Below are 19,901 nucleotides of genomic sequence, written 5' to 3'. Positions count from 1 at the left end.
GCCAGCCCCGAATAGGCGAACTCGATGATCTCCGCGATGGTGCAGCCCGGGGCAGGACCATGCTGCGGCGCCGGGAGGCGTCGAACAGGCTGTCGAGCGCGAGAACCGAGACGTCAGCCACCGGTGCGATCCATCATCTCGGCGTGGCGGTAGAGGCCGGCGAAGCGGCTCGCCCACCGGGCGGCGCGCATGTCGAGCACCGCGCTGTCGTGGCCCTGGGTGATGTGCAGCATCCGGTCCTGCGCGCAGACGAGGCCTACATGGGCGTCGAGCTCGCCCACCCGGAACACCGCCACGTCGAACTCGCGCGCGGCCGTGATCGGCACCGGCACCCAGAGCGCACCGGAGGCCTCGCCGCCGATCGCCGCGGCGATTTGCCGGCGCTCGGCCGGGCAGGCGCAGAGGCCCGCGTAGGTCGGCAGCGCGATGCCCAGCACCTCGCGATAGACGAGGACGCACAGGCCCCAGCACGACACGCCGTCGGGCGCGTCGCCGGTCTCGGCCCAGGGCAGGCCGACGTAAGGTTCGGACCAGTGCGTCACCGGAACACCCCCGGGAAACAGGCCTTCGTGACCCGCCGCGACGGGCACGGCTCGTTGGCGAAGGTCTCGCGGCCGACGTCGAGGCTGATGGAGTTGGCGTCCCAGGTGCCCAGCGTGCCCTTGAGGTTGAGGTAGCGGGCCTCGATGATGTCCGGCGTCTCGGCCATGACGATCGTGAGATCGACGCTCGCGGGCGACAGGACGGCCCGCAGCGGCTTCGCCATGTCGGGCGTCACGTTCTCGAACACCAGGGTGCTCTTGGGCGCCGAACCGCGCTGATCGTCGGGCCAGAGGGCGCCCATCTGCACGAACAGGTAGGTGTGCCCCTGGTGGCGGGTGCCGTAGACAAGCGGTTCGTCGGTGATCCGCTCGGTGTTGTCGCTCGACAGGTAGACCGGCTCGGGCAGCTCGATATGGCGGATCGTCGCCAGCATCACCGGGATCTGGTCCGTCTGCTGCGCGTGAGCTGCCTTCCGGGCGTTGAGGGAGATCAGCCGGGGCATCAGGGCATGATCACCAGCTGAAACGCGGCCGTGTAGGCCATGCCGCGCTGGAGCGGGGTGAAGTTCGGCACGGCGTCGCCCGCCATGACCAGCCACCAGGCCGAGTTGGCGAGCAGCCGCCCCTGCTCGTCGAACAGCGGCACGCCCTGCTCGTTCAGCAGGATCAAGCCGTCGTGCGTTTGGTCCGGGAGCCAGAACGGCAAACTGCCGCCTGCAATCTCCTCTTTCCAGAACCGTTCGATCCGCGCCTTGCCGTCGGGCGAGACGCGGAAGGACGCCGCGACGGGGCGCGGGGCGGAGGAATACCGGCGGCGCACCTTCATCGGCCCGGTTTCCATTCGCGTCCGGAGGCGGCCGTCGCCCAGGCTCTCGTTGTAGCCGGCGGCGAGGACGCGCTGAGGAAGCTCGGCAGGCCAGACGATCATCGGACCCACCTCTTGCCACCCTGCGCCAGCGCCTCGCGCCCCTGCGGCGTGCCTGCGCCCGCAGCGAAGGCATCGCCGGTCACCATCTCGATGCGGCGGCGGCCCTGGCTGTCGGTGTTCATCTGGGCGGACTGGACCTGTTGAGGTGTGCCCGTGTTCGTGACCGAGATGCTGATGGGTCCATCGTTGGCGGGGCCCATCATCGCCCGGCTCGGCATGGTGAAGGCGCCGCGGCCAACGATGCCGCCGTCGGCGAAGCCGCGCATGCCGCCGCCGCGCCGGAACGCCTCGACGGCCGCCACGCCGCCATGCCGCGCAACGTCGTCCTGCGAGTAGACCACCTCGCCGCGGTGGACGAAGCCGGCGACATCGTATCGGCCACCCGGGCCGGTGTAGCCGCCGACGTCGAACTTGCCGCCCCCGATCACCGAGGCGATCGTGCCGATGAACCCGTTGCTGTTGGCCGCCCCGCCCTTGGTGAAGGCGTCGAAGAAGGCCGAGATCGTCCGATCCGATGCCGTCTGCAGAAGCTTGTCAGCGAACCGCCCGGTCATGTTCGTGAGCGCAGAGGTGAGCGATACACCCTGGCGCAGGTCCCCGAGCATCCCCGAGAAGGTGGAGCTGGCGAGGTCCTTGGTCTGCCGCAGGTTGTCGTTGAGGCGCAGACCCTCGGCTTCGGCGGAATCCATGCCGAGGCCGGTGCCGCGCAGGCGCGAGGCTACCGCCTGTTCGGACTGGGTTCGGCCAATCTGGGCGCGATCGAACAGGATATCCTTCCCGATCTGGCTGTTCTGCACCTTGGCTTGCGCCGTGGCATAGGCGTCGCCCGCATCGAGGATGGCCTGGCGCTCGTTGCGGGCGGTGTCCGTGAGCTTCTCGCTCTTGGCCGCCATCAGCTCTTGAGCGGTCGTGAACTGCCGGCCGATCTCGGTGCCGCGCGAGATCGCATCCGAGAGAAGCTCCTGCACCTTGGCGCGCCGCGCCTCCGCCTCGGTCGTCTGGTCGGTCGCGGTGACCTGAGAGCGGAGGATGAAGGCGTCCCGCTCGGTGTTACGGATGCCGGGCGCGTTCTGGTTGATGGTCCGGTCGGCCCAGTTGAGCACCTGCCCGACGCTGCGGCCCTCGAGCACCTTGCGGTTGGCCGCGATCGCGTCGGCCGATGCCACCGAGGAGATGGGGGCGTCGGGATCGGCCCGGAGCGCCCTGACCGCCGTGGGCGATCCGAGGAACCACGCGAGGTACTGGTTCCGGTTGTTGGTGGGCAGGTCCGCGCGCTCAAGGGCCCGGCGGTTTTCAGCCGCGAGCGCCTGGATCATGGCGATGCTGTCCTCCCGGTCGGTCCGGCGGGACAGCATCTGCCCGGGCGTCATGCCGGCGGCGCGATCCGGGAAAACCTGCGGGAAGAGCCGCAACCACGTCTTGTCGATGAACTGCCCCAGGCCGGTCGCTGACGAGTTGGGGTTGCGGGCGTTCGGATTGCCGCGGCTCTCGACGTTGATCATCGCCGAGATGAAATCGCTCGACGCCGAGGTGCGCTTGGCCGCCTCCTCGGCGTTCTTCCGGATCGTGTCCGTCTCGGTCTTGGCCGTCGCGATCAGCGTCTCGCGCTCGGTGATCGATCGCAGTCGCGCCTCCCGCTCCGCCTGCAACGAGGCGAGTTCGGGAACGTCCAGGCCCGGGGCCCGGGCGCGCTCGGCATACTGGCGGTTGACCTCGTCCCGGGTCGGAAGATCGGTGAGGTTCTTGGCTCGCAGCTCCGCATCAAGGCGCTGGTTGCGCTCCACGATGGCCTTGTCGACCGAGTTGAGCCCGACATTCGCGTTGGCGTTCTGCGCGGCCCGGGACGCATCGGCCGCGGCGACGGAGCCGAACCGCTCCATGTCCTCGCGCATGTTCCGGGTGAGGTTCTGCAGGCGCTCGAACTGGGAGATCGTCTGTCCCAGCTGACCGCCGTCGAGCCCGAAGCGCACCGGCTCGGAGAGTGAGCGCCGCAGCCGTTCCGCCTGCCCCTGGAGCTTCTCGAGTTGCGCGCCCTCGGGGTCGAGCGACCGGACGATGTCGCCGATCTCGCGGGATCGCTGGGCGGTCTGAGCCCTGTTCGACTGCTCCGTCTGTCCGCTCTGTATCCCGCGCAGGCGCGCGATCTGCGCCCGCAGGTCGTTGGCCGGCGCGTCCACCCGGTAGTCGAACAGGCCGAAGAGCCGACCGCGCATGCTCTCGGTCTGCTCGAGCTGCGCCTCGAGATCCTTGATCCGCTCGTCCAGGTTGCCGCCGGTGACCACCTTGTCGAGCTTCTCGCCGACCATGTCCCAGACGTTGCCGAACACGCGGCCGAACGCCGAGGTCTTGTCGCCGAAGGTGCCGGTCAGCTCGCTGGCCTTGGTCAGGGCCGCGGCATAGGCGTCGAACCCGACGCGCTGGGCCGCCAGCCGATCGCCTTGCTCGTCCAGACGCTTGACCGTCTGACGGGTGCGATCGTCGAGAAAGCCCAGCTTCTCGTTCAGGGAATCGAGCCCGCGGACGAGGTCCGGGTTGCCGAAGGCCTTGGCGAGGTCGCTGTTGGCGTCGGCCGCGTCCTGGTTGGTGCTGGCCGCGTAGTCCCGCACGGTGCGGGCGAGGTTGGCGTACATCTCGATGCCAACGCGCCCCGTGCTGGCATACTCGGCCGAGAACTGCCGCGCCTGCCGGACCGAGACCTCGCCCGACGCCGCCGCGGCCTGGGCTGCCGCATTGATCAGCGTCGCGTTCGCTCCCGACGCGCGGCCGGCGCCGGCCAGGGCGCGCTCCGTCTCCCGCATCGAGTTCTGGTAGGAGAGCACGGCGGCCGTGCCGGCGACCGCGGCGGTGGTCACCGCGCCAAGGGCGCCACCCACGAAGCCGATGCGGGAGACGAACCCCGTCACCGCCTCGCTCGCCTGCCCGAGCGCGCCCTTGATGCTGGCCGAGCCAGGGCCGGCGAACACGGGCGCGATCTGGCCGCCCTGTTGCAGTAGGATGGTGAGCGGGGACATGCCGCTCGCCGCCGAGGCGACGATGTCGGTGCCCTGGTAGAACAGGCCTTGCGCCTGGTAGCTGGTGAGCCGGCCGTCTCCCTTGGCGCGCAGGTCGGTCACCTGCCGGGCGAAGGCATCCTTGGTGCTCTGCACCGCCTTAGCGCCCTCGGCCTGGGTCAGCGCCCCAGTGCGCACCGCCTGCCGGATCTCGGCAAGCTGCCCAAGGTACTCGCGCTGGGCGGCGAACAGCGGGCTGTACTTGGCCCGCAGCCGGTCGAGCTCGTCGCCGTAGGCAGCGACGTCCGCGCCCCGGTTCGGCACGATCAACTGCCCGTTGACCGCCGCTTGCGCGCTGGCCTTCTGGGCAAGGCCGGCACGCTCCAGGCGCTGGGTGCTATCCTCGAACGAGCGCACCGCGGCGAGGCGCGCCGCCGCGGCCTTGCTGGCCGAGAGGGCGCCGATCTCCTCCGCCCGGGCGATGTCCGCCAGCGCGGCCGAGTAGCGGGCGCCGGCCGCCGCCATCGGATCGAAGCGGCTCTGCAGCGCCGCGACCTCTCGCGACAGCACCTCGGCCCGGCGCGCGGCTTCCTCGGCCGCACGCGCCTGCAGCTCGAACACGGTGGCCGAATCGCGCGCCGCCCCGCTCGAACTCTGGCCGACACCTAGCACGGCGTTGATGTTGGCCTGCGCCCGCGCCTGCGTCTCCGCCTCGCGGGCGGCCGCCGCCAGCCGCTGGAACTTGGCGGTCTGCCGGTCGACGGCGGCGCCAGCCGCATCGCTCGCGGCGGCGATCTTCTGGAACGCGGCCTGGCCGTCCTGACCCGTCTCGGTGAGGACGCGCTTGACCTCGGGCCCGCCCTCGATGCCGAGGCGGATGGCGACGCTAGTCGGCATTCTCGCTCTGCTCCTGGTAGGCCTTCACGATGACGGGCTCGACGTGCGGCAGGACGTCGGCGAGGAGCGCGGAAGTCGCGCCCATGGCGTCGGCCAGCGCCAGCACAGCGCCGAAATCGAGGGCGTAGGGGGCGCCCATGCCGGCCCGGACCTGTCCGCCGCAGCGGCGGATGACGGCCCAGGCCGTCAGGCCGTCATCCGTTGCGGGCGCGTGCTCGCGGTAGGGGCAGGCCTCGCACTCTATGCCGCAGGCGTCGCAGTATTCGGCGCCTCCGCCGAAGTGCCACCGGACGAGCTCGACGATGCGTTTTTTTCCGCGTCCCTCGCCAGGGCCGGCGCGACATAGAGGTTGTCGATCTGGTCGTAGGCCGGCCAGTTCTCCATCAGGAGATCGATGGCCTCGCGGGTGACCGGAATCGGCTGCCCCTCGGTGTCGCCGATGCCCTCCCACTCCATGATGCCCCGGCGGGCGAGTTCGCGCACGAGGGCGATGTTGGCGCGCGCGCCGATGTCGTCCTGATCCTCGCCGCGGAACACGTGGCCGACCACCTCGCGGGCGACCAGCATCGAGGCGACGGTGATCGGCCGAAAACGGATCCGGACGCCGGGCAGGACGTCGAGCCAGAACGGCTCGGACGGCTGGGACAGCTTGAGCATTATTCCTCGCGGAGAAAGGAATGACTGGGCGCTGAGGCGCAATCATCTTGCCGGTGGGCGATCTCGCAACGATCCGCAGGCCGGCGGGGGAAACTTCGCTCAGCATGGCGAGCAAAGCTAACGCACGGCAGGTGCGGACACCTTCCGTGCTCTCATCCCCGCAATCGCGGAGGCATGTTGTTCTACCGAGGGCCGGCCCCGGAGGGCAAGGGATTTGCCGCCCGAGGCGCGGCCTGTACCGCGGTCAGTACGTCGCGACGTTGTTGATGAGCGTCGCGGTGACGGTCTTATTGAGCGTCATGTCCTTGGCCGCCTGCCACGCGAATGTGGCCTGCACACCGCCCGGGCCTGTCACCGGCGTCTTCGCCCGCGGCAGGTAGACGGCGTGTGCCTTGAAGACGAGCGACCGGGTGGCATCGGTGACCCACCCGAAGGTGAGCTCCACCGGCGCGCCCGAGGTCGCCTGATCGAGGAGCGTGGTGTCCTTGAACCGCACGGCGATGCTTCCGGACATACCGACCATGCCCGGGTCGGCATCCTCGATGCGTCCGTCGCCGCGGATGACTTCCACCTTGTCGAGGTTATTGGTGTAGGTGAAGTCGGCGGAGACGACGGACCCGAGCGCGGCGCCGGCGCGGGTGATGGCACCCTGGAACGGCGAGAAGCGCTCGACCGAGGCCTCAGCGAGCGTGCCAGCAGCCGACGCGACCAGCTTGTTCTCGCCCTGCGCCATCAGGCCGAGCGTCGCGGTGAGCAAGCCCGAGCGCTGCATCTGGACGCGCATGGTGTTGCCGCGGACACCGTAGTTCTGGCCGTAGCTCGGCACCTCCGGCAGGCCGACCTCGACGGTGCACGACGGCAGGGCGATGGCGCCGGAGGTGAAGACGTGCGTCGTGGTGCCGGTGTTCGTGGTGCTCGTCGGCTGGCCCATGTAGAGCTTCAGCCAGTTACCGAAGTTGCGCAGGTCGATCGGCACGACCACGTCGCCGTCGTTGTTGATGACGTCGCGGGTCGGCGGCAGCGGCTCGCGACCGTAGCCGAGCAGATCGCTGGCGATCAGGCCCTGCTCCTCGCCGAGGTTGGACGAGACGAAGGGCAGCTTCCGGAACCCGCTGGCGGGTGGGGTGCCGTAGGTGGTCTCGAAGGCAGCCGCCAGGATGGCGTTCGCTCCACGCGCGCGGGCCATGGTTCTCTCCTCAGGGTTCAGTTCAGGGGGTCGGTGGTGCCGTAGACGGCGACGATCTCGACGAGCGCCAAGCGCGAGACGGCCGCGCCCTCCGCCGTCAGCGGCTCGGTGGTGGCGGCCTGCACCATGAGGTAGTCGCAGAGGCCGCCGAGGGTCCGGTCCGCCGCCACGGCCGCGCCGATGGCTTGCAGCATGGCGTCCAGGCGCAGCTCGGCGCTTACGGTCCGGCTCTTGAGCGCCGCGACGTCGACCGGGATGGCGTGCTCGTAGATCCAGGTGGTGGGATTCAGCGTGACCTCGGGCTCGCCCGGGTCACCGTCATCCATATTAACGAAGCCGTTTGCCGGGATAGCCTCGGGCTTCACCTCGTTGCGGAAGTGCGCCGCCTTCGGCAGGGCGGCCTTCAGCAGGACCGAGACGCCCTGCAGGACCTGTTCTCGCTTGCTCGGCATGGGCGCCCGATCAGTTGCAGATCACGCGGACGGTCGAGGCCGTGCCGCTGTCGGCTTGCCGGAACGGCGTGCCGGATAGGGCGAGCGTGCCCTGCGAGACCTTCACGGCCACGACCGCGCCCGAGAGCGTTTGTGAGGTGACGCCGCCGGTGACCATCTGCTGCACGCCGCCGATTGTGACCCACCCGGGGATCACATCGACGTCGGGCGTGGAGGCGCATGCGGCCCAGGTGAAGGTGGCGATACCGCTGGCGTTGGCCGGTTGGGTGTAGCGCTCAACGCGGCGAGGAGTCCCGGCGGGCCCGGTCGGGCCGGCGGGACCCGCTGGACCAGCGTCGCCCTTCCCACCCGCGGTCCCGGCCGGGCCAGGCACGCCCGGAGATCCTGGGACACCCTGTGGACCAGGAGGCCCTGCGGGGCCGCGTTCGCCATTTTGTCCAGGCGGTCCAGCCTCTCCAGGAAGTCCTCGCTCACCGGCTTCCCCCTTTGGTCCAGGCGCTCCTGCTTCGCCTTTCTCGCCGCGAAGGCCGGGCGGGCCGGCGGTCCCGGGTGCACGCGCCGCGGCCGGCGCCGCCAGGAGCGCAGCGCAGAGCGCAAGATAGAGACCGCGCATCAGCCGCCGTTCCCGTACATGAGCTCGAATTCGCACGTCATGCCGGACAGGTCGGCCGGGTAGCCGGGGATGGGCACGATCATGATGGAGACGATGCGGTTCGGGCCACCCATCGGGTTGGCGGCGCTGCCCAGTGTCTCCGCCCCGCGGCCGAACCGCGTCCCGCTGAACCGGTCGACCGCTCCCGTGCGGGAGGTGATCCGCGCCACGCCTGGGTACTCGGTCGCGACCGCGACGATCGGCTCGAGCGCCGACACGCTGGTGATCCGGACGTCCGCCGCGGCGCACGGGTTGTAGGCCCGGTAGGTGGTGGTGCCGGTCGGCTGGGTGACCAGGAACTGCTGAGGCGACGAGGTCGCCGGGAATATGAAGCCGCTGCCGGTCGCCCGGACGAATGGCATCACCATCGTCCGGTTCGGGTCCGGGAACGAAACCACCCGGCCGTCGGGGCCGTAGATCGCGACCGGCTGCAGCTGCACGCTCTGCGCCGCGCCGGGTGCCACCGTCGGCGGCGGCTCGGCGAGGGCAGGCGCGACGAGCAGCAGGAGCAGGGCGACGAGCGGAGCGAAGCGCGCCATGCGACGTCCTCGGTTCAGGCCTGCCAGTTGGCGGCGATGGCCGCGGGCACGCGCTCAGCCCAGGCACGCGCCGTCGTGTCGATGTCGAGCCGCTTGCGGAGCTTCGCCTGGCGCACCAGGACGAAGATCACCACGAACCGGCGACCATTTTCCGGGCCCGCCTCGCGGATCGCCCGGAAGCTCTTGCGCCGCTGGAAGCGCGCGGCCTGCCGCCGGTAGAAGGCATCAGCGACCAGCACGCCGCCGCTGCGGGTCGGGATGAAGCGCAGCTTCACGCCGGCCTCACGCTCCCACGACGAGGGCGACAGGGTATTGTCGGTCGAGCCCTTCGTTCGGCGCTTGGACAGCTGCCGGACACCGGCATCGGGCGTCGGGATCGCGAGGTACTGGCCGCCCCTGGCCCTGATCGTCACGCCGCGGTCGAAGGCGTCGATCAGCTTCGGAGCATTCGAGGAGACGTAGGCCGCCGCGTCCGCGCTCTCGCCGGTCTTGGGGAAGGTCTGGCCGCGCCAGGTGTTGGCGAGGCGCGGACCGAGCCCTGCCTCGCGCACCTCAGCGCGCAGGTCCTCCTTCAGCCCGTCGGTGACCTCGCGCATGCCGGCGGTGACAGAGCGTGCAATCTGCACCTCGGTGCCGGTGAGCGCGCCGCGGATGTCGGGAGTCGAGGCGGTGAGCCTCACGGCTCCTCGTCCTCCGGATCGTCCTCGGCGATCGACGCCACCTCGCAGGTGCGCACCAGGCGATGGCTGTCGATCGTGGCGAGCCCGATGACCTCAAACAGGCCGCCGGGCTCGCCGTCCTCCGCCTCCACCTCGAAGGTGTCGCCCTTGGCCGGGTTGGGCACCTCGGACAGGCGGACATCGATCAGCATGGCGTCGAGGTCGAAGCGGTTGTCGCCCACCCCGATGACCGCCTCCGGCGAGCGCCGGCGGATGCGGACGGGCAGGCCATCGCCGTCACCGTTCGCGCGCCACACGGCGTCACGGCTGAGGTTGGGGTCATCGAAGAGGGCGTCCACCGCCATCGACAGGACGCTCATCGGGCGGCGCGCAGCGCCTCGATGACGTCGGCCTTGGTCTTGGCCTCCGACACGTCGATGCCGCGCTCGGACGCGAGGGTTTCGAGCTCGGGCCGGGTCGTGGCGTCGAAGTTGTCGCCGCCCTGCTTGCCCTGATCACCGCCCTGGTCGCCCGAGCCATTCGCGTCTCCGCGCTGCTCCTCCGGCAGGCCGAGCAGCGCGTCCGTCCCGCCGCCCTCGGCGACCTCGTGGGTGCCGGCGGCGAGGGCCGCCTGCGCCTCGTCCCACCCCATGGTGACGGGCTCGCCGTCGGTCTTGCCCTTCTCGCGCAGCCGCATGGCGCGTCTCCTCTCGATGAAGGCCTGCTGCGCAGGCGTCAGGACGATGGGGCCGCCCAGGATCCCGGGCGGGTAGTGATCGACCTCGTCGGCGACGAGCATGCGGATAGGCCGCATGCTCCGCCTCAGTTCGAGGTGGTGCCGCGCACCAGCAGCGCCGGGCGCTTCACGAGCGGGAGCGGGTTGGACTCGGTGTGGATGTCCATGCCCTTGCCGAACTTCTTCGGCTCAAGCGGGGCCACGAACACCTCGGCGTCGCCGATCGCCGGCGCCTGGTTCACCGCCGACCAGAAGTCGGGCGGGGCCCAGTAGTTCGTGAAGGTGTCGGTGGTGCCGAGCGGGAAGAACCGCACGTCGCCGGCCGGCACGAAGCGCTCCGGCACGCTGGTGGTCCCGTCCTCCTGCACGTAGGAGGCCGAGCCGCGGTACTCCTCGAAGGTGATCCCGCCGAAGGTGAAGCCCTTGCGGACGTCCTCGCGCAGGATCTGCGGCCCCGACTGGTAGTACTTGAAGGCCTCCTTCACGCTCGCGTGCGTGGTGAACTTGCGGAACCACTCGGGTGACGCGAGCGCGCGCACGCCGGTCATGGTTTCGCCGAGGAGGTTGTCCTCCATGTAGCCGGTGACGTCCTGGCACTTGCCGAGCACGTCGGTCGACGCGGTGCCGAGGGCGAAGTCCACCACCTGCTGCGTCACGCCGAAGGCGGCGAACAGGTCGAGGATGACCGAGCCGTCGTAGTCGCGGATCACGCCCTTGAGCGCGTCCATCCGCAGCTTCTCCAGCGTGATCGCGTGCTTGTTGCGCATAACGATCAGCTTCCGGTTCAGGAAGCCCAGCACGGTCTCCAGACCCGCGATGCCGGTCGGCGTGAGCGCCAGCATATTCTGGACGTCGGTCGCCAGGACGCTGTCCTCGTGCGGGATGTGCGGCACGGGGAACGCCTTCGGCCGCTGGCGGCCACGGATGCCGAGGGTCGCCGGGGCGCCGCGCGGCCGGGTCGGCAGCAGGTTGAGCACGCCGTTCTCGAGGATCACCGTCACCGTGGTGGTGGCGATCGGCTCGGGCCGGAACAGGCCGAGCGCGTTGATGCGCCCGTAGGCGTTCGGCACCAGCGTGATGTTGCCGGTGAGGGCGGACGCCGAGAAGGCGTCCTGGTTGAAGATGTCGAGGATCTCGGGCATCGCGGGTCAGGCCCCCTGGCGGACGATGATGCCGACCGCGGCGAGCTGGGCGTTCGCCGCTGCGCGCTTCGTGGCATCGTTGATGGTGGCCCCGTAGGTGAGGCCGGCGTGGCTCGCGATGGCGTGCCGGGACACGATCACCGCCTTGGCGTCGGCGCTCGTCGCGTCGACCGGGAAGAGCAGCACCGCCACAGCAGTCTGCGAGCCGTCGGAGCCGGAGGCCGCGGCCGGCGCGTACTTGCCGGTGGCCGTGACCTTGGCGAGCACGGTGCCGGAGACGAGCTTGCCGGAGCCCGAGGCGATGATCGCCGTGTCGCGGCTGCGGTAGGAGCCGTCCTCCGACTTCAGCCAGTCGGAGGCGACGATTGCGGTCTCGAGGAGGGACATGGATCAGGCGTCCTTCTTCAGGCCGGCGCGGCGGAGCTCGCGCTCCATGCTGCTGGCGGAGGCGGTGAGGCCGGCGTTGCCCTGGGGCGTCGGCGGGTGGGAGCGGATCGAGGTCTTCTCCTCGGCGGCGACCATGCGCTCGAAGAAGCTCGCCCGGGCCTGCTCGACCGTCTTGCCCTCGGCGAGGAGCTTGTCGGCGGCGTCGGCCGGGATCGTCGGATCGACGCGGCGGGCGTGCTCCACCACCGTCTTCATCTCGCCAGCGGCGTTGATGCGCGCCCGCGCCTCGTCGACCGAGACGCCCTCGGCGATCAGGGCGGAGGCCATCGAGGCCACGCCGCCGTTCACGCACAGCTTGGCGATCTCCGCCGCGTCGGCGCGGGTGCTGGCGCTCGACGTGGAGCGCTCCGCCTCGGCCTCGGCCGCGGAGATGTCGCGGTCGAGGTCCGTCACCTTGGCCGCCGCAGCGTCGAATTCGCGCTGCTCGTCGTCGGTCATCGAGCGGCCGCGGGCGGCGGCGGCGAGCTCGGTCATGCGGGAGGAAGCCTTCGCGCGATCATGGCGAAGGCCCGCGAGATCACGCGGCATTCGATACTCCTGAGGGTGGGTGAAAGGCGGGCGATGTGCCCTGGCCCGGCCGCGCCGGGATGGGTGTTGCGGCTATCGCCGCGTGGCGCGGACGGCACGCTCGTTGGCGGCGGTCCGGCTCAGATCCTTGAGAGTGGCGTCCTGCGTCCGGACGCGGTCCGCCATGCCGGCGGCGACCGCGTCGGCACCGACCTTCATGCCGCCGGCCCCGAAGTCGGAGCGGACCCGCGCCGGGGTGGTCTTCCGACCGCGCGCCACGTCGGCGATGAACTGGGCCTCGATGCCGTCGAGGAGCGCCCGCACCTGGCCTGCGCCATCCTCCGATTGCGGATCGGGCCGCTTGTTCGGCGCGTTCGAGGACACGATCTCGATGGACAAGCTGCCGGTCGCGTCCGGCTCGACCTGCTTCGAGAGCGCCGCTACCACGCCGATCGATCCGAGCATGCCGGTCTTGTCGGTCACGAGCTCGCCTGCGGACGAGGCGATCCAGTAGGCCGCCGAGGCCGCCGAGCCCGAGACATGGGCGACCACCCGCTTGACGCCGCGCATGGCGTAGAGCTGGTCGGCTAGGGCGTTGAGCCCGGTCGGCGAGCCGCCAGGCGAATCCACCAGCAGCATGATGGCGCCGACATCGGCGCTGTCCCGGGCGAGGGCCAGGTCTCGCGCCAGCATCGCCGTCGAGGCGCCGGTACCAGACATCTCGGTCATCATGTTGGCCCGGGGGAAGATCGGGCCAACGATGGGGATGACGGCTACGCCCTCGCGGGTGAGCATGGCGTAGCGGGCGCCGTCGAGGCGCTGGGCGGTCGGACCGGCTGCAGCCTGCAGGTCGAGGCGGAACCAGTCCTCGCCCTCCGCCGCGCGGCGATCGGCGCGGCCAGCCCGGTCGAGGCTCGCGAGGCTCGCCATGAAGTGCAGGTAGTCGGGACGGATCGCCCACGGCTCGGCCGTCAGGGCGTGGAGCGCGCTGGTCATGGTCACTCTTCCGGCTGCGGCGGCGCGGGCGTCGGCTTGGGTGGCTCGGGATCGGCGGGCGGCGGATCACCGGCCGGCGCGGTGTCGACCGCCTTCCGCCCGTCGCTGGTGTAGGCGAGCCCCATATCGTCGGCCCGCTCGTTGTCCGCCTGGTTCTCGGCGTCGATCGTCTCGGCGTCGAAGCCGCCCTCGGCGACCTTGCGGGCGCGCGACGAGAGACCCGCCTGGATCTCCTTCGTCTTGCCCTCGACGTCCTGCACCGGATGGATGTACGGCCAGGCCTGGGGGACCCAGTTGGCGGCGTAGGCCGCGGCCCGCGGCATGCCGGGTGGGAGCTTCAGCGCGCCCGACAGCAGGGCGAGGTCGATCCACCGGCGCCAGATCGGGCGGCAGAACTGAAACACGACCTGATGATGCTGCAGCGCCTCGACGCCGCGGCGGAAGTCGTTGAGGGCGGCGCGCAGCGTGCGATCGTCGAGGGTGCTGTAGTCACCGCTCAGGATCTCGTAGAGCAGCCCGCAGGCCGCCGCGATCTGGCGCTTGGCCTCTCGGACGAACATGTCGAAGTTCGGCCCGACGTCCTTCGGGTCGGAGAACTGCACCTCCTCGCCGTCGGCCAGCACCTGGAGGGTGCCGGGCTCGAACTCCAGCGACACTGCCCCATCGTCGTCGGCGCCGTCCGTCCCGAGCGGGCCGGAGCCGGCCGGGCTGTCCGCCCCCTCGTCCATGACGCGCTTGATGAAGCCGACGAGGCGCGCGGCGTTCTTCTTGCGGACGAGCTCGGCGTCCAGGTAGCCGTCGAGGTCGTAGAGCGTGCGCAGCGCCCGGGTGAGCCAGGGTTCGCCGCGGTCCTGCCCGGGGCGCATCGCCCGGTAGAGGTGCGCCACGTCGGTCGCCGGCACCTCGGTGAGCTCTACACCAGGCGGCGCCATCACACCGTCGCCGGGGTGCTCCCGGTAGAGGAAGTAGCTCTGGCGCCGGCCGATCGCGTTGTAGCGGATGCCCTGGCGGATGTTGCTGCCGGGCTCGGTCTTGAGGTGCGGGCAGTGGTCGCCCTCGAGGACCTGCAGCTGCAACGGCACCGACAGTCCATCCGAGAGCAGCCGGGTGCGCAGGCGGGTGAAGCTCTCGCCGCCCTCGACCATGCCGCGCACCGCGATGGCCTGCAGGCCGTAGAAGTCGTGGGCGCCGATGCTGTCGGCCTCGTCCGTCCAGGCCAGGAACAAGGCCTGCAGCCCAGCCCGGAACGCGGCGTCCTCCTTCTTGATCCGGCGGGCCTCGGGCTTCGACAGGCCCTCGGTCGAGCGCGCCGCGGTGGAGCGCGGCACGATGCCAGTGCCGACGATGTTGCTCACCAGCCGATCGACCGCGGCGCCGGCATAGGGGTTGCGCCGGGTCTGGTCGCGGCTCTTCCGGCGCAGCTCGTCGAGCGCGTAGGTGATCGCGCTGTTCGGGCCGTAGCTACCAACCCGCCAGGCGCGGGAGCGCCGGCCGCGCCCGCCCGCGACGTCGTAGGCCGGCGCTTCGAGCGTGCCGGCCGGCTCGCCGTCGAGATCCATGGCGACCGGCGCGACGTACTGGCCGGTGCCCTTGACCCGGAACCGGACGGGCGGCGTGGCGCTCACCACCCGCTGCGCCCCGTCATGACGACCTGCCGGGCGCGACGAATGCCGTCGCCCTCACCGATGGCAATAGCCAATGCGGTGATGCGCTGGACGAGGTCGCGCCGTGCCTGCCGCATCTCCGCATAGGTGCGGTAGGTCACGCGCCCTGTGTTGTCGGCGCCCTCGACGGTGAGCACGCCACTCACCATCGCCGCGTCGAGCTTCACCAGCTGGGCGCGCATCTTGAGCAGACGCTGGCCGTCGGTCTCGTACATCTGCGGCCCCATCACCGATTGTTGACCCGGCTGCGCCGCACAGCGCGCCGTTGCATGTTCCGCGCGGCCAGGGTGCCGGCGGCGACCGCGGGCGGCAGCGACGCTTCCTCGGCCCTGGGGCGGGCCCGCTCGATGCCCAGCACCGCCTCGAGGTCGCGCCAGTGCAGTTCCCGCCACCGGTCCCACCCGCGCATCGCGGCGAGGCCGCGGGCGTAGTTCGCGCAGTCCAGCACCTCGTTGCGCCGGCCACCGATCGGCACCCACTCGCGCCGGGTGCGGCCGCGCATGACGTGGGTGACCAGTTCCTCGGCGGTCAGCTGCTTGACCTGATCCTCGGGCACGTCGCGCGGCAGGTGGACGAAGCCGGCCGGGAAGGGGTTGCCCTCGGCCGGGCGCTGCAGCGCGAGGCAACCCATCAGCTCCTGCTTGGCGAACGACGCGCCCACCCGTATCGTCTTCAGCCCGCGCCGCAGCTTCTTGCCGGCGGGGGTGGTGTCCTTCGCACCCACGCCGAGGAAGGCCGACGCGTAGCTGTCCTGGCCGTCAACCGCGTACACGTTGCCGCGCCCGCCCTGCGAACGGACGAAGGCGTAGACCTCGGCGGTGAAGCCGCTCGAATCGATCCCCCAGTCCCGCACCGCCATCTCGGCGCCGGCCTCGTGCTGCCAGGTCTCACCAAACATGGCCTCGAGGTCGGCCCAGACCTCCGGGCGGTTCGTCGGCCCAGGCAGCACCCGATGCTCGACCAGCCACCGCTCCCGGTTCCGGCCGAAGCCCCAGATCCCGACCTCGAGTCGGTCCTTCTGGACGTCGACCCCGGCGAACAGGATCAGCGCGGCCCGGCAGACCGTGCCCGACAGGTAGGTGTCCCGCCGGGCGTAGACGTCGTGCCAGTCCGGCGCGTCGGCGCCCTCCTTCCAGGTGCGGGCGAGCTGGGTGTTGAAGAAGGTCCGCAACGTCTCCGGCCCGCGCCGCAGCGCCCTCGCGAACTTCGTCACCGTCTCTCGGATCGTCTGCTTCGGCGCGTAGAGCTTCGAGGCGACGCCGCCGGCATGGTCGTTCGGCACCGCCTGCGTGCCGCAGTGCCGGCAAAGCGCCCGCCGCACCCCGTGCGCCAGCGGCGCCCACCGTTCCGGCGTCTGCGGCTCGCCGCAGCAGGTGAATGACCGGGTCTGCCGCCACTCGATGCGCTTCAGCGCGCCAAGGCGCTGTGCCTCGGTCCACGGCCGCTCGCAGGCCTCGCACTCGTACCGCGCCGTGTGGGTATCGATCTTGCCGGCCTCGTCCTTCTCGAACCGGACCCGCTCCCATTCCAGCGACTGCCAGGTGCCGCAGCCCGGGTGCGGGCAGCGGACGAAGGCCTTGCGCTGGTCGCTCTCCTCGTAGCTCGCTTCGATGGCCGAGCGACCGGCGATCGTCGGCGAGCAGGCCACCACGGTCAGGCTGTTCGCCTTGAACTCGGCCTGCCGCTCCTCGGCGAGGTCGATCGGGGGCCCCTCTCCACCTGCGGAGAGGGGGTACTTGTCGATCTCGTCGCAGACCAGGAGCCGGATCGGCCGCATCGCGAGGTTGGTCGGGCTGTTCGCGCCCACCAGGGTGATGTGCCCGCCCGGGAACTGCTTGTGCGACAGGGTCGCGCCGGCGTCCCGGGACTTGGCCTCGCCGAACAGGTCGGTCAGCACCTTGGTGTCCCGGATCATCGGCGCCAGCCGATCCTTCGAGAAGGTCTCGGCCGCGTCATCCTTCGGGAACACTCCGAGCATCGGGCAGGGATCGACGTGAGCGAAGCGACCGATGACGTTCTCGATGAGCGTCGTCTTGAGCAGCTGCGTGCACGCCATCAGCGTGATCTTGCTGACCCCGGGCTCGGTCGCCCAGAGCATCGGGCCGCGGGCGACCTCGACCCGCGACACGAAGAACTTGCCGCCGTTCGAGCTCTCCTTGCTCAGCTTCCGGTACCGCTCCGCCCACTGCACCACGTCGAGGTTCGGCGGCGGGGTCATGCCGCGCCGCCAGGATCGGCGTAGGCTGGTGACGTCAGCCGGCCTCGGGGGAGCCGAGATCGGGGCTGCTGGGCTCGCCGAGCTCGGCGAGGTGCTGTTGGACATAGGTGGCGAGGACCTGGGTCAGCGTCCGGGCATCGACCTTCAGCGCGTCCGCCATCTCGATGCCGACCCGGGCCGGCCAAGCGAGCCAGGCATCGCGCATCGCCCGGGCCTCGTCGAAGAAGGCGGCCTCGGCCTCGGCGCGGTCGACCAGCTTGCCCTGCTTGGTCAGGTACTCCTGCCGGCGGAGCAGGCCGAGGTGGTTTTCCTTCCGCTGCGCGGCCGCGGCGAGCGAGAGGTTCGGGTTCTCCGGGTCGAACTCCGGGGGCTCCTCATCGCCGTCCTGCTCGGACCGGCTCGGCTGCGGGATCGCGCCCCTATGGTCCGCCTTGCTCGACCGCGGCGCCGGGCGCTCGCGCGGATCGGGCTCGGCTCGCGGGATGGCGCGGATCGGACGGTGCGTTGTGCCGCCCCGGTTGGTGGCGGGGCGCTGGTCGAGGTTCCATTCGGTGGCCTCGACCTCGACCCGGCCGTCCGAGGCCAGCGCCAGCAGGCCCTGCGCCTTCCACTTCGTGACGATCGCCTTCGAGACGCCGCGGTGCCGGGCGAACTCGGCCTGGGTCATCGTCGCGGCGGGGCGTTCACTCGGGGCGTTCACCGTACACCGTTCACGGGTTTTGGGATCCTGGCGCTAGGAAAATTGGGGGCCCCGACCACCCGTATACCTCCGGAGGTGCCAGGGGCCCTGACACTTCGGGGGCGAGGTGCCGATCAGGCCTCGGACCCCTGCGGATCGGCCAGTAGCGCCTCGACAATCTCGACCCGCACCTTCGTCCCGACCTTGTAGGAAGGCGAGCCCTCGGTGTCGTCTTCGAACTTCACCTTCACGGTCAGGTTCTTCGCCGCCGGATCGTATCCGGCCTGCCTAAGGGCGTGCTCGCGGACCACCCGCTCAAGCTCGTGCCGGTCGATGAAGCACTTCACCTGGCGCTCGTGGATGTAGGTGCTGCGGATGTCGGCCATGGCCCGCCTCAGATCCTGAAGGTCTTGCCGCAGTGGCGGCAGGTCAGATCGACAAGGTGCCAGGGCTGACCGTCTGCCGTGTCCGGATAGTCGTGGAAGTCGTCGCCGAGGCCACGGCCAGCGCTCTCCTCGCAGATCGCACGCTGAGACAGTCGGAAGCGGGCGAGCAGGTAGCGCAGCATAGCCTGGCCCTCAGTCCCCACCGCCGCCGCTCGACCCGCCACCGTCCGACGACGAGGAGCACGAGCCGCTGTCGCTCGATCCGCCCCAGGACGAGCCGCTGTCGTGATGGCTGTGACAGGACGAGGTGTCGGGGGCGGCGTGCCCACCGTAGAGCGGTGACAGGGGGCTGAGCGGGCTGAGGATCATGCCCGAGGGCGAGGCGGGGTTCATCGGGCTGTCGTCCCATGAAGAGCGGGAGGCGCGAGACCTGGGCGCGTCCAGCAGCCTTGCGCGGCGCAGCCTGTCCTCTTGCTCCCGACGCCTCTGCTCTTCCTCACGTCGCCGTTTGCTGAACCAGCCGAACATGACGACCTCGCCTGTACTTCAACAAATCTCACCTAGTCTGCGATTTTACTGTTGACGCCGCAAGTAATGCGAAGTACAACATAAGCACAGACAGAGGAGAGACACAGATGACCAAGACCAAGGCCACCAAGCAGAACCCCACCAACAACACCGGCGCCGAGTGGCTGGTCAAGAACCGGGACCTGAACTGGGAGGTCGAGGGCGCCTTCTACACCGAACTGGAAGCCCGGATCTTCTGCGAGGAGTGGAACAGCCACCCCGAGGTGAACCGGGAGCAGATGAAGGTCTTCGGACCGGGGGCGTAAGCCCCCACCGAGGGGCGGCCCTCTCGGCCGCTCACCCGCTCAAGTCCGCCGTCAGGACGGAGTTACTGACTTGGCGGTCATTAAGCGCCAAAGCTAACGCACGACAGGTGCCGAGACACTGCCGTGCTGAGACCCGTCAGATATCACGCTACCTCCTTGAATTTCAAGCCTAAGCGCTTCGCTGCGCTGTGGGTGCAGGTGGCCGAATACGGCAGCGCTCCGATGGCGACCAAGTGCCGGATCAGCGGGGGCACCTCGATGTAAGGGTGGCTGACGCGCAGCGTGGCGTCGAATTCGCCCCGCAGGATGCGCAGGCGCAGGTCCTGCACCTCGCCCTGGTCCAGCACCGCCCAGCGGTCCGACGCGCCCCTGACGATGCGCTCTAGGCCGTAGATGCCGGCGACGTTCTGCGTTGAGGGGTCGAGGCCAAAGAGCACGACGCGGGCCATCAGCGGTCGTTCGGCGACGATCCGCTTCCGGTTCTGCACCCGCCAGAACCGGAGCATCGGCAGCACCGTGTCCACGCCTCTGCGGGCCATGGCGTCGCGCACCATGACCTCGCACCCGGGATTGGTCACGGCGGCGTGCCAGCGCACCGGGTTGGGCTCTCCGGCGGCCTGGCACATGGCGGTCTCGCGGCGGCTGTCCCGCGGCCAGCGGCAGCGGTCGCCAAGATGCAGGGCCGGCGCCGCCGGCAGCACCGGGGCATCGGTTGCCTCACCGGCTGCTTGGGCGAGGGCGGTCGAACGACGAGACATCGGATACTCCACGCTGCAGGGTGAGACCGGCGC

25 protein-coding genes are annotated in these 19,901 nt (G+C 70.4%); 1 reads left to right on the top strand and 24 read right to left on the bottom strand.

Annotated features, from left to right (window positions below):
- Window positions 1-113: 113 nt before the first annotated feature.
- From DK412_RS30465 to DK412_RS28365, 23 genes are all read right to left on the bottom strand, one after another.
- Complete coding sequence (locus tag DK412_RS30465) at window positions 114-542, bottom strand: NlpC/P60 family protein (protein WP_162596339.1); 429 nt, start codon at window positions 540-542, stop codon at window positions 114-116.
- Window positions 539-1,045 (bottom strand): hypothetical protein, encoded by a 507-nt coding sequence (locus DK412_RS30460; protein WP_162596338.1) that lies wholly within the window; start codon window positions 1,043-1,045, stop codon window positions 539-541. Before DK412_RS30460 ends, DK412_RS30465 begins: the two co-directional genes overlap by 4 nt.
- Window positions 1,045-1,470 (bottom strand): hypothetical protein, encoded by a 426-nt coding sequence (locus tag DK412_RS28460; RefSeq protein WP_109974728.1) that lies wholly within the window; start codon window positions 1,468-1,470, stop codon window positions 1,045-1,047. Before DK412_RS28460 ends, DK412_RS30460 begins: the two co-directional genes overlap by 1 nt.
- Complete coding sequence (locus DK412_RS28455) at window positions 1,467-5,081, bottom strand: phage tail length tape measure family protein (protein ID WP_162596337.1); 3,615 nt, start codon at window positions 5,079-5,081, stop codon at window positions 1,467-1,469. The genes DK412_RS28460 and DK412_RS28455 overlap by 4 nt, the downstream gene beginning before the upstream one ends.
- A 265-nt stretch (window positions 5,082-5,346) precedes the next feature.
- Entirely contained in the window at window positions 5,347-5,496 is a 150-nt protein-coding gene (locus tag DK412_RS30725) for a hypothetical protein (protein ID WP_203154546.1), read from the bottom strand.
- Between the two features lie 101 nt (window positions 5,497-5,597).
- Window positions 5,598-6,014 (bottom strand): hypothetical protein, encoded by a 417-nt coding sequence (locus DK412_RS28450; RefSeq protein ID WP_109974726.1) that lies wholly within the window; start codon window positions 6,012-6,014, stop codon window positions 5,598-5,600.
- A 244-nt stretch (window positions 6,015-6,258) separates the two neighbouring features.
- Window positions 6,259-7,200: a phage tail tube protein gene (locus DK412_RS28445; protein ID WP_109974725.1), complete on the bottom strand. Its 942-nt coding sequence runs from the start codon at window positions 7,198-7,200 to the stop codon at window positions 6,259-6,261.
- 17 nt (window positions 7,201-7,217) lie between these two features.
- On the bottom strand, window positions 7,218-7,652 hold the full coding sequence (locus DK412_RS28440) for a hypothetical protein (protein WP_109974724.1): 435 nt from the start codon (window positions 7,650-7,652) through the stop codon (window positions 7,218-7,220).
- A gap of 10 nt (window positions 7,653-7,662) precedes the next feature.
- Window positions 7,663-7,818 (bottom strand): hypothetical protein, encoded by a 156-nt coding sequence (locus DK412_RS31230; RefSeq protein WP_245447333.1) that lies wholly within the window; start codon window positions 7,816-7,818, stop codon window positions 7,663-7,665.
- A 446-nt stretch (window positions 7,819-8,264) separates the two neighbouring features.
- Window positions 8,265-8,843, bottom strand: coding sequence for a hypothetical protein (locus DK412_RS28430; protein WP_109974722.1), 579 nt, complete (start codon window positions 8,841-8,843; stop codon window positions 8,265-8,267).
- A gap of 14 nt (window positions 8,844-8,857) precedes the next feature.
- Window positions 8,858-9,523, bottom strand: a complete 666-nt coding sequence (locus DK412_RS28425; RefSeq protein WP_109974721.1) for a DUF6441 family protein — start codon at window positions 9,521-9,523, stop codon at window positions 8,858-8,860.
- A complete protein-coding gene (locus DK412_RS28420; RefSeq protein ID WP_109974720.1) occupies window positions 9,520-9,882 on the bottom strand; it encodes a hypothetical protein in 363 nt (120 codons plus the stop codon). Before DK412_RS28420 ends, DK412_RS28425 begins: the two co-directional genes overlap by 4 nt.
- Complete coding sequence (locus tag DK412_RS28415) at window positions 9,879-10,316, bottom strand: hypothetical protein (protein ID WP_245447332.1); 438 nt, start codon at window positions 10,314-10,316, stop codon at window positions 9,879-9,881. The genes DK412_RS28420 and DK412_RS28415 overlap by 4 nt, the downstream gene beginning before the upstream one ends.
- 8 nt (window positions 10,317-10,324) lie before the next feature.
- Window positions 10,325-11,380 (bottom strand): major capsid protein, encoded by a 1,056-nt coding sequence (locus DK412_RS28410; protein ID WP_109974719.1) that lies wholly within the window; start codon window positions 11,378-11,380, stop codon window positions 10,325-10,327.
- 6 nt (window positions 11,381-11,386) lie between these two features.
- The gene (locus tag DK412_RS28405; protein ID WP_109974718.1) at window positions 11,387-11,767 is read right to left on the bottom strand and encodes a head decoration protein; all 381 of its coding nucleotides are present in this window, start codon (window positions 11,765-11,767) and stop codon (window positions 11,387-11,389) included.
- Between the two features lie 3 nt (window positions 11,768-11,770).
- Complete coding sequence (locus DK412_RS28400) at window positions 11,771-12,301, bottom strand: hypothetical protein (RefSeq protein ID WP_245447331.1); 531 nt, start codon at window positions 12,299-12,301, stop codon at window positions 11,771-11,773.
- 126 nt (window positions 12,302-12,427) lie between these two features.
- Window positions 12,428-13,330 carry a S49 family peptidase gene (locus tag DK412_RS28395; RefSeq protein WP_109974716.1) on the bottom strand — a complete coding sequence of 301 codons (903 nt, stop codon included), beginning with the start codon at window positions 13,328-13,330 and terminating at the stop codon, window positions 12,428-12,430.
- Window positions 13,331-13,332: 2 nt separating this feature from the next.
- Window positions 13,333-14,889: a phage portal protein gene (locus DK412_RS28390; RefSeq protein ID WP_109975550.1), complete on the bottom strand. Its 1,557-nt coding sequence runs from the start codon at window positions 14,887-14,889 to the stop codon at window positions 13,333-13,335.
- Between the two features lie 62 nt (window positions 14,890-14,951).
- Complete coding sequence (locus tag DK412_RS28385) at window positions 14,952-15,209, bottom strand: hypothetical protein (protein ID WP_109975549.1); 258 nt, start codon at window positions 15,207-15,209, stop codon at window positions 14,952-14,954.
- A gap of 11 nt (window positions 15,210-15,220) precedes the next feature.
- On the bottom strand, window positions 15,221-17,212 hold the full coding sequence (locus DK412_RS28380) for a terminase gpA endonuclease subunit (RefSeq protein ID WP_245447330.1): 1,992 nt from the start codon (window positions 17,210-17,212) through the stop codon (window positions 15,221-15,223).
- Between the two features lie 34 nt (window positions 17,213-17,246).
- Window positions 17,247-17,912 (bottom strand): hypothetical protein, encoded by a 666-nt coding sequence (locus DK412_RS28375; RefSeq protein ID WP_348629354.1) that lies wholly within the window; start codon window positions 17,910-17,912, stop codon window positions 17,247-17,249.
- Window positions 17,913-18,025: 113 nt separating this feature from the next.
- Window positions 18,026-18,277 carry a hypothetical protein gene (locus DK412_RS28370; protein WP_109974713.1) on the bottom strand — a complete coding sequence of 84 codons (252 nt, stop codon included), beginning with the start codon at window positions 18,275-18,277 and terminating at the stop codon, window positions 18,026-18,028.
- An 8-nt stretch (window positions 18,278-18,285) separates the two neighbouring features.
- Window positions 18,286-18,459 (bottom strand): hypothetical protein, encoded by a 174-nt coding sequence (locus DK412_RS28365; protein ID WP_162596336.1) that lies wholly within the window; start codon window positions 18,457-18,459, stop codon window positions 18,286-18,288.
- Between the two features lie 453 nt (window positions 18,460-18,912).
- Between DK412_RS28365 and DK412_RS28355 the strand changes: the two genes are divergently transcribed.
- Window positions 18,913-19,110 (top strand): hypothetical protein, encoded by a 198-nt coding sequence (locus DK412_RS28355; RefSeq protein ID WP_109974710.1) that lies wholly within the window; start codon window positions 18,913-18,915, stop codon window positions 19,108-19,110.
- 143 nt (window positions 19,111-19,253) lie between these two features.
- On the opposite strand, the gene DK412_RS28350 is transcribed toward DK412_RS28355, so the two are convergent.
- The gene (locus DK412_RS28350; RefSeq protein WP_109974709.1) at window positions 19,254-19,868 is read right to left on the bottom strand and encodes a transcription termination/antitermination NusG family protein; all 615 of its coding nucleotides are present in this window, start codon (window positions 19,866-19,868) and stop codon (window positions 19,254-19,256) included.
- Between the last annotated feature and the right edge of the window lie 33 nt (window positions 19,869-19,901).

Source organism: Methylobacterium sp. 17Sr1-1 (assembly GCF_003173775.1).
Taxonomy (GTDB): Bacteria; Pseudomonadota; Alphaproteobacteria; order Rhizobiales; family Beijerinckiaceae; genus Methylobacterium.
This window is presented reverse-complemented; position numbering and strand designations above follow the sequence as displayed.

Coding starts and splice junctions, on each gene's coding strand:
- DK412_RS30460 (WP_162596338.1), bottom strand. CDS start 1,045: ATGCCCCGGCTGATCTCCCTCAACGCCCGGAAGGCAGCTCACGCGCAG.
- DK412_RS28460 (WP_109974728.1), bottom strand. CDS start 1,470: ATGATCGTCTGGCCTGCCGAGCTTCCTCAGCGCGTCCTCGCCGCCGGC.
- DK412_RS30725 (WP_203154546.1), bottom strand. CDS start 5,496: ATGGGCGCCCCCTACGCCCTCGATTTCGGCGCTGTGCTGGCGCTGGCC.
- DK412_RS28450 (WP_109974726.1), bottom strand. CDS start 6,014: ATGCTCAAGCTGTCCCAGCCGTCCGAGCCGTTCTGGCTCGACGTCCTG.
- DK412_RS28445 (WP_109974725.1), bottom strand. CDS start 7,200: ATGGCCCGCGCGCGTGGAGCGAACGCCATCCTGGCGGCTGCCTTCGAG.
- DK412_RS28440 (WP_109974724.1), bottom strand. CDS start 7,652: ATGCCGAGCAAGCGAGAACAGGTCCTGCAGGGCGTCTCGGTCCTGCTG.
- DK412_RS28430 (WP_109974722.1), bottom strand. CDS start 8,843: ATGGCGCGCTTCGCTCCGCTCGTCGCCCTGCTCCTGCTGCTCGTCGCG.
- DK412_RS28420 (WP_109974720.1), bottom strand. CDS start 9,882: ATGAGCGTCCTGTCGATGGCGGTGGACGCCCTCTTCGATGACCCCAAC.
- DK412_RS28415 (WP_245447332.1), bottom strand. CDS start 10,316: ATGCGGCCTATCCGCATGCTCGTCGCCGACGAGGTCGATCACTACCCG.
- DK412_RS28410 (WP_109974719.1), bottom strand. CDS start 11,380: ATGCCCGAGATCCTCGACATCTTCAACCAGGACGCCTTCTCGGCGTCC.
- DK412_RS28405 (WP_109974718.1), bottom strand. CDS start 11,767: ATGTCCCTCCTCGAGACCGCAATCGTCGCCTCCGACTGGCTGAAGTCG.
- DK412_RS28400 (WP_245447331.1), bottom strand. CDS start 12,301: ATGACCGAGCTCGCCGCCGCCGCCCGCGGCCGCTCGATGACCGACGAC.
- DK412_RS28395 (WP_109974716.1), bottom strand. CDS start 13,330: ATGACCAGCGCGCTCCACGCCCTGACGGCCGAGCCGTGGGCGATCCGT.
- DK412_RS28390 (WP_109975550.1), bottom strand. CDS start 14,889: ATGGATCTCGACGGCGAGCCGGCCGGCACGCTCGAAGCGCCGGCCTAC.
- DK412_RS28385 (WP_109975549.1), bottom strand. CDS start 15,209: ATGTACGAGACCGACGGCCAGCGTCTGCTCAAGATGCGCGCCCAGCTG.
- DK412_RS28380 (WP_245447330.1), bottom strand. CDS start 17,212: ATGACCCCGCCGCCGAACCTCGACGTGGTGCAGTGGGCGGAGCGGTAC.
- DK412_RS28370 (WP_109974713.1), bottom strand. CDS start 18,277: ATGGCCGACATCCGCAGCACCTACATCCACGAGCGCCAGGTGAAGTGC.
- DK412_RS28365 (WP_162596336.1), bottom strand. CDS start 18,459: ATGCTGCGCTACCTGCTCGCCCGCTTCCGACTGTCTCAGCGTGCGATC.
- DK412_RS28355 (WP_109974710.1), top strand. CDS start 18,913: ATGACCAAGACCAAGGCCACCAAGCAGAACCCCACCAACAACACCGGC.
- DK412_RS28350 (WP_109974709.1), bottom strand. CDS start 19,868: ATGTCTCGTCGTTCGACCGCCCTCGCCCAAGCAGCCGGTGAGGCAACC.